The sequence below is a fragment of the Pseudomonas sp. P5_B2 genome (assembly GCF_056400445.1).
In genome coordinates this window covers 1-7,436 of record NZ_JBFULH010000198.1, presented here as the reverse complement: position 1 = coordinate 7,436, position 7,436 = coordinate 1, and the positions used below count along the sequence as shown (strand labels likewise).

The following is a 7,436-nucleotide window of genomic DNA, read 5'->3' as shown; positions in this document are numbered from 1 at the left end:
GCATTCTACATCGTTCGACCCGGCTTGCGGCTTGCGGGCGTTCTCGTTATAAGTCTCGGCACTTTTAGTGACAAGCCGTTGTATGCCGACCATGAGCCAAACCGAACCGCAAGACCAGGATCCCGTGTTCCAGTTGAAGGGCAGCATGCTCGCCATTACGGTGCTGGAACTGGCCCGCAACGACCTCGAGACCCTTGATCGGCAACTGGCCGCCAAGGTCGCTCAGGCGCCTAATTTTTTCAGCAATGCCCCGCTGGTGCTGGCCCTGGACAAGCTTCCGGCCGGCGAAGGCGCAGTAGATTTGCCGGGGCTGATGCGCGTTTGTCGTCAGCATGGCTTGCGCACGCTGGCCATCCGCGCCAGCCGCATCGAAGACATCGCTGCCGCCATTGCTGTCGATCTACCCGTGCTGCCGCCGTCCGGCGCCCGTGAGCGTGCGCTTGACCCGCTCGAAGGCCAAGTGAAGAAAAAACCGGAAAAACCGCCGGAACCGACCATCAAACCGACAAAAATCATCACCTCGCCAGTACGCGGTGGTCAGCAGATTTATGCCCAGGGTTGCGATTTGGTGGTGATTTCCTCGGTCAGCCCAGGTGCGGAACTTCTCGCCGATGGCAATATCCATGTATACGGCCCGATGCGCGGTCGTGTATTGGCCGGCGTCAAAGGCGACACGAAAGCCAGGATTTTTTGTCAGCAAATGAGCGCTGAGCTGGTGTCCATCGCAGGCCACTACAAGGTCTCCGAGGATCTGCGTCGCGACCCGTTATGGGGCGCGGGGGTACAGGTCAGCCTGTCCGGCGACGTGTTGAACATCATTCGGCTTTAACGGATACTGCCGCATTTTCCAAACATCTCTAAAACCTAGCGAAAACGGCTCAAGCGAAGTAGGAAAACGGCCACAAGCAGTGTTTACCGGAGGTAAGCCCTGCCCAGAACCGGATTCCAGCCAAGGCTGTCCGACTGCAGTAGTTTTTCAAGAGATGTTTTTCAGGGGCTAAATGTCCTTTTTCCTTAGGGGTGAAACACCTTGGCCAAGATTCTCGTGGTTACATCCGGCAAGGGTGGTGTGGGTAAGACCACCACCAGCGCCGCTATCGGTACCGGCCTCGCTCTGCGTGGTCACAAAACAGTGATCGTCGACTTCGACGTCGGCCTGCGTAACCTCGACCTGATCATGGGTTGCGAGCGTCGCGTGGTGTATGACTTCGTCAACGTGGTCAACGGCGAAGCCAACCTGCAGCAAGCCCTGATCAAAGACAAGCGCCTGGAAAACCTCTACGTCCTGGCCGCCAGTCAAACCCGTGACAAAGACGCGCTGACCCAGGAAGGCGTGGAAAAAGTCCTGATGGCGCTGAAAGAAGACTTCGAATTCGTGGTCTGCGACTCTCCGGCGGGTATCGAGAAAGGCGCGCACCTGGCCATGTACTTCGCTGATGAAGCGATTATCGTGACCAACCCGGAAGTGTCCTCGGTCCGTGACTCTGACCGTATGCTGGGCCTGCTGGCCAGCAAATCGCGCCGCGCTGAAAAAGGCGAAGAGCCGATCAAGGAACACTTGCTGCTGACCCGCTACAACCCGCAACGCGTCAGCGATGGCGAAATGCTTGGCGTCGAAGACGTTAAAGAGATTCTGGCTGTCGCCCTGCTGGGTGTAATTCCGGAATCGCAAGCGGTGCTCAAGGCCTCCAACTCCGGTGYGCCGGTGATTCTCGACGACCAAAGCGACGCCGGTCAGGCGTACAGCGATGCCGTCGATCGTCTGCTGGGCAAAACCGTTGAACATCGTTTCCTCGATGTCACGAAGAAGGGATTCTTCGAGCGCCTGTTTGGAGGTAGATAATGAATATTTTTGACTTCTTTCGTGCCAACAAGAAGCCAAGTACCGCATCGGTAGCGAAAGAGCGTCTACAGATCATCGTGGCGCATGAACGCGGCCAACGCAGTACGCCGGACTACCTGCCAGCCTTGCAAAAGGAATTGGTAGAAGTGATCCGCAAGTACGTCAATATCGGGTCCGATGACGTGCACGTTGCTCTGGAAAACCAGGGCAGTTGCTCGATTCTGGAACTCAATATAACCCTGCCGGATCGTTAATCGATCCGGTCGGAGCCACGGCGGCTCAGGGCCCTTCTGCCACTGGAAGGGGYCTGAGCCGCCGTTGGCGTTTGTTACGAGGCTGTTTTAATGCCGTTGTCCAATGTCCACATCATCCATCAGGACGCCGCCGTACTGGTGGTGAACAAACCGACCCTGTTGCTCTCCGTCCCTGGCCGGGCTGACGATAACAAGGATTGCCTGATTACCCGCCTGCAAGAAAACGGCTACCCGGAAGCACGCATCGTCCATCGCCTGGACTGGGAAACCTCCGGCATCATTCTCCTGGCCCGTGACCCGGACACTCATCGCGAGCTGTCTCGGCAATTTCACGACCGCGAAACCGAAAAAGCCTACACGGCGTTGTGCTGGGGTCAGCCGGAACTGGACAGCGGCAGCATAGATCTGCCATTGCGCTACGACCCGCCGACCAAGCCACGCCATGTGGTCGACCACGAATTCGGCAAGCACGCCCTGACCTTCTGGCGCGTGCTGGAACGCTGTGGCGACTGGTGCCGCGTCGAACTGACGCCGATCACCGGCCGCTCGCACCAATTGCGCGTGCACATGCTCTCCATCGGCCACCCGCTGCTGGGTGACGGGCTCTATGCCCACGAACAAGCCCTGGCCGCCTGGCCGCGCTTGTGCCTGCATGCCAGCATGCTCAGCTTCACCCAACCTCAAACCGGTGAACGCTTGCGTTTCGAGTGCCCGGCACCGTTCTGACGCCCGATGAGCTTTCAATACGTTAAACTGGCGCCACTGCTGTCTGGAGCTTCTTATGCGCGAAGAGTTGAACCAAGGCCTGATCGATTTCCTCAAGGCCTCCCCTACCCCATTCCATGCCACTGCCAGCCTCGTTCAACGCCTGGAAGCGGCGGGTTTCATGCGCCTTGACGAGCGCGAGCCCTGGAACACCGAAGCCAACGGTCGTTACTACGTGACCCGTAATGATTCCTCCATCGTCGCGATCAAGATGGGTCGGCATTCACCGCTGCATGGCGGTATTCGCCTGGTGGGCGCGCACACCGACAGTCCGTGTCTGCGGGTCAAGCCCCAGCCTGAACTGCAGCGTCAGGGTTTCTGGCAATTGGGCGTCGAAGTCTATGGCGGTGCGTTGCTGGCCCCGTGGTTCGACCGCGACCTGTCCCTCGCCGGCCGCGTGACCTTTCGCCGCGATGGCAAGGTCGAGAGTCAGTTGATCGACTTCAAAGTGCCGATCGCGACCATTCCGAACCTGGCGATTCACCTTAACCGTGAAGCCAACATGGGCTGGGCAATCAACGCGCAGACCGAATTGCCGCCGATCCTCGCGCAATTCGCCGGTGACGAGCGTGTGGACTTCCGCGCCGTACTCACTAATCAGTTGGCGCTGGAACATGGCTTGAACGCCGACGTCGTGCTGGATTACGAGTTGAGTTTCTACGACACCCAAAGCGCTGCGATCATCGGCCTGCATGGTGACTTCATCGCCGGCGCGCGTCTGGATAACCTGCTGTCGTGCTACGCCGGCCTGCAAGCACTGCTGACCACCGAAACTGACGAAACCTGTGTGCTGGTCTGCAATGATCACGAAGAAGTCGGTTCTTGTTCGGCCTGCGGCGCTGACGGTCCGATGCTTGAGCAGACGTTGCGTCGCCTGTTGCCTGAAGGTGACGAGTTCGTGCGCACCATTCAGAAATCCCTGCTGGTGTCGGCCGACAACGCCCACGGCGTGCACCCCAACTACGCCGACAAGCACGACGCCAACCACGGCCCGAAACTCAACGCCGGCCCGGTAATCAAGGTCAACAGCAACCAGCGTTACGCCACCAACAGCGAAACCGCCGGCTTCTTCCGCCACCTGTGCATGGCCGAAGAAGTACCGGTGCAAAGCTTTGTGGTGCGCAGCGACATGGGCTGTGGCTCGACCATCGGCCCGATCACTGCCAGCCACCTGGGCGTGCGCACCGTGGATATCGGCCTGCCGACTTTCGCCATGCACTCAATACGCGAACTGTGCGGCAGCCACGACCTGGCGCACCTGGTCAAAGTGCTGAGCGCGTTCTACGCCTGCCAGGAATTGCCGTAACTCAATCCTGCGAAGAACAACTGTGGCGAGGGGGCTTGCCCCCGTTCGGCTGCGAAGCAGTCGTGAAATCTGTTTGCATGGCATGACTGAAAGAATGCTGGGGCCGCTTCGCAACCCAACGGGGGCAAGCCCCCTCGCCACAATGATGTGCATCAGCTCCAGCCACCCAAAAGCCACCTAGACTTAAATTAACCACTGACAAGGCCGTCTCCATGATCTCGCTGTCTTCGTTTCACGCCATGCTGATCCCGATCCTCGCCGGGATGCTCATGCTGGCAATCGGCTTCAACTTCCGCGACAAAAACGCCGGTGTGTTTGCCATGTGGATTGGCATGCTGACCATTTTCGGCACCGTAATTTTCAAGATCCTCGCCAAACTCAACGAATAAATCCTCCCCCTGACTCGCATTGATTTAGACGGGCTCGTACACTCGGTCGATCCGTTCATCCCGAGGTTGACCGCCTAGTGCTTGCCCGTCTTTTCGCCCTGCCGTGTTTCTTCCTTGTCTGCCTCATGACGTTGCTGCCGATGACGCCAGCCCAGGCGGCCGGTTTGCCGGGCCTGCTCGGCAGTTCGACCAAAGCCCAGCCCGAGGCGCAAGAACCACTGGGCCAATCGCTGGACGAAGTCATCAAGTCGCTGGAAAACGATCAGCAGCGCAGCAAACTGCTGGCCGACCTGAAGAAACTGCGCGATGCCACCAAAAAGGCGCAACCCGCCGCCGAAGAAGGCGTGCTGGGCTTGATCGGCGGCACACTRGCCACGTTCGAAAAACAATTCTCCGGGGCCGATAGCCCGCTCACGCGCTGGTCTGAAGAGCTCGATCAGGCCAGGGACGAACTGGCAGCATTGATGTTGCCTGCCGGTGAGTGGCTGCCAATCATCTTCGCTTTCGCCATGATCCTGATGGTCTGGAGCCTGTTGGCGGCGGCCCTGATCTGGATCAGCCACCGGGTGCGCACGCGCTTCGGCCTGACCGAAGAACTGCCGCAACACCCCAAGGCGCTGGACATGTTGCGCTTCGCACTGCGCAAGCTCGGGCCATGGATGGTCGCCCTGGTGATCACCGTCTACATGAGCTACGCCCTGCCCTCGTCACTGGGCAAAAGCCTGGCCATGGTGCTGGCTTACGCGTTGGTGGTCGGCACGTGTTTTTCGGCGATCTGTGTGATCGCGTTCTCCCTGCTCGATGGTCCACACCGCCACCGCGCCTTGTATATCTTGCGGCACCAGGCTTTTCGACCATTGTGGCTGATCGGCAGTTTCGCCGCGTTTGGTGAGGCGCTGAACGATCCGCGACTGATCGCCGGTCTCGGCAGCCATCTGGCTCACACGGCGGCGACAGCGGCCAATGTGTTGGCCGCGATTTCTACCGGGCTGTTCATCTTGCGGTTTCGCCGGCCGATCGCGCATTTGATTCGCAACCAGCCACTGTCCCGGCGCCTGACCCGGCGCGCCCTGAGCGACACCATCGAGATTCTCGGCACCTTCTGGTACGTCCCGGCGCTGGTGCTGGTGGGCGTCTCGCTGTTCGCCACGTTCGTCTCGGCCGGCGACACCAGCACAGCATTGCGCCAATCGCTGATCTGCACCGTGTTGCTGGTGTTGAGCATGGTCATCAATGGACTGGTGCGGCGCCATGCCCTGAAACCACAACGTGGTGTAAAGCGCCATGCGCTGTATTCGGAGCGCCTGAAAAACTTTTTCTACACCCTCGTTCACTTGCTAGTGTGGTTGGCGTTCATCGAGCTCGGCCTGCGGGTCTGGGGCATGTCGCTGATCACGTTCACCGAAGGTGAAGGCCATGAGATCAGCGTCAAACTGTTCAGCCTCGCCGGCACGCTGATTTTCGTCTGGCTGATCTGGATCCTCAGCGACACCGCCGTACACCTCGCGCTCACCCGCTCACGCAAAGGCCCAGCCAATACCCGCGCACAGACCATGATGCCGTTGATCCGCAACGTGCTGTTCGTGGCGATTTTCATTGTCGCGCTGATCGTCGCGCTTGCGAACATGGGCATGAACGTCACACCATTGCTGGCCGGTGCCGGCGTGATCGGCCTGGCCATCGGTTTCGGTGCGCAGTCGCTAGTGGCGGACTTGATCACCGGGCTGTTCATCATCATCGAAGACTCCCTGGCCATCGACGATTACGTGGACGTCGGCGGTCACCTCGGCACTGTCGAAGGGCTGACCATCCGCACCGTGCGCCTGCGGGACATCGACGGCATCGTCCACACCATTCCGTTCAGCGAAATCAAAAGCATCAAAAACTACTCCCGGGAATTCGGCTACGCGATTTTCCGAGTAGCGGTACCGTCCGACATGGACATTGATAGCGCGATCAAACTGATGCGCGAAGTCGGTCAGAAAATGCGCACCGACCCGCTGCAACGTCGCAACATCTGGTCGCCACTGGAGATCCAGGGGGTCGAGAGTTTCGAGTCTGGCAATGCGATCCTTCGCGCCCGGTTCAAAACCGCGCCGATCAAACAGTGGGAAGTTTCGCGGGCGTTCAACCTGTCGCTCAAGCGGCATCTGGATGAGGCGGGGCTCGACCTGGCGATGCCGCGCATGAGCGTTCAGGTTGTAACGGCTACGGGTGAGGCGCAGAAGGAATAACTGCCGCGAGAAATGGGCTGGCTGTCAGGCCGCCTTCGCGGGCAAGCCCGCTCTCATCATCAGTCTAATTCCTGCGCAAGAAACAAGCGGGCTTGCTCGCGAAGGGGTCGCCGCAGTTTCAGCTGGCTAAACCACATCCACCCCGACATGAATCGCATCATGGCGCCAGAACTCCAGGTCACAGTCGATCAGCCGCTCATGCTGATCGTAATTGACCCGCGCGATGCGCAAACCCGGGCTGCCCACCGACACACGTAACGCGGCGGCCGCATCCACCGAGAGCGACGTCGGCACTATTTCGAAACGCACCCGCCCGTAGTGCAAATCGTAATGCCGTGCGTACAACTCGGTGATCGACTGATTCAAATCGAACTCGAGAATCCCCGGAAAATACTGCGGATTCAAATAGTGCTCCACGTACAGCACCAGACGCTCATCAATGCGCCGCGCGCGGCAAATCTGAATCACGCTCGACAACGCCGGCAACTGCAACCAGGCGCACACCGCTGCCGAGGCAGGTTGCAACCGCGCCGAAATCACTTCGGTGGACGGCACACGCCCCTGCGCGCTGACCATCGCGTGAAAGTGACTGCGTTGCATCAGGTTATAGGCCAGACGCGGCGGCGAAACGAACCAGCCACGGCG

Annotated in this window: 8 protein-coding genes; 7 read left to right on the top strand and 1 reads right to left on the bottom strand. The window is 59.5% G+C overall.

Annotation, left to right across the window (positions count from 1 at the left end; genetic code table 11):
- The first annotated feature begins 91 nt into the window (after positions 1-91).
- The 7 genes from minC (at position 92) to AC1DRJ_RS15700 (ending at position 6,791) form a co-directional block, all read left to right on the top strand.
- Positions 92-829, top strand: a complete 738-nt coding sequence (gene minC, locus AC1DRJ_RS15730; protein ID WP_477802974.1) for a septum site-determining protein MinC — start codon at positions 92-94, stop codon at positions 827-829.
- Positions 830-1,030: 201 nt separating this feature from the next.
- Positions 1,031-1,843: a septum site-determining protein MinD gene (gene minD / locus AC1DRJ_RS15725; protein WP_477802973.1), complete on the top strand. Its 813-nt coding sequence runs from the start codon at positions 1,031-1,033 to the stop codon at positions 1,841-1,843.
- The gene (gene minE, locus AC1DRJ_RS15720; RefSeq protein ID WP_007944431.1) at positions 1,843-2,097 is read left to right on the top strand and encodes a cell division topological specificity factor MinE; all 255 of its coding nucleotides are present in this window, start codon (positions 1,843-1,845) and stop codon (positions 2,095-2,097) included. The genes minD and minE overlap by 1 nt, the downstream gene beginning before the upstream one ends.
- Positions 2,098-2,187: 90 nt before the next feature.
- Positions 2,188-2,823 carry an RluA family pseudouridine synthase gene (locus AC1DRJ_RS15715; RefSeq protein WP_477802972.1) on the top strand — a complete coding sequence of 212 codons (636 nt, stop codon included), beginning with the start codon at positions 2,188-2,190 and terminating at the stop codon, positions 2,821-2,823.
- A 55-nt stretch (positions 2,824-2,878) separates the two neighbouring features.
- Entirely contained in the window at positions 2,879-4,168 is a 1,290-nt protein-coding gene (locus tag AC1DRJ_RS15710; RefSeq protein WP_477802971.1) for a M18 family aminopeptidase, read from the top strand.
- A 212-nt stretch (positions 4,169-4,380) separates the two neighbouring features.
- A complete protein-coding gene (locus AC1DRJ_RS15705) occupies positions 4,381-4,557 on the top strand; it encodes a hypothetical protein (RefSeq protein ID WP_191624635.1) in 177 nt (58 codons plus the stop codon).
- Positions 4,558-4,634: 77 nt separating this feature from the next.
- Entirely contained in the window at positions 4,635-6,791 is a 2,157-nt protein-coding gene (locus tag AC1DRJ_RS15700) for a mechanosensitive ion channel family protein (protein WP_477802970.1), read from the top strand.
- A 126-nt stretch (positions 6,792-6,917) separates the two neighbouring features.
- Here AC1DRJ_RS15700 and AC1DRJ_RS15695 read toward each other — a convergent pair.
- On the bottom strand, positions 6,918-7,436 hold a 519-nt coding region (locus AC1DRJ_RS15695; RefSeq protein ID WP_477802969.1), incomplete at its 5' end, for a UTRA domain-containing protein.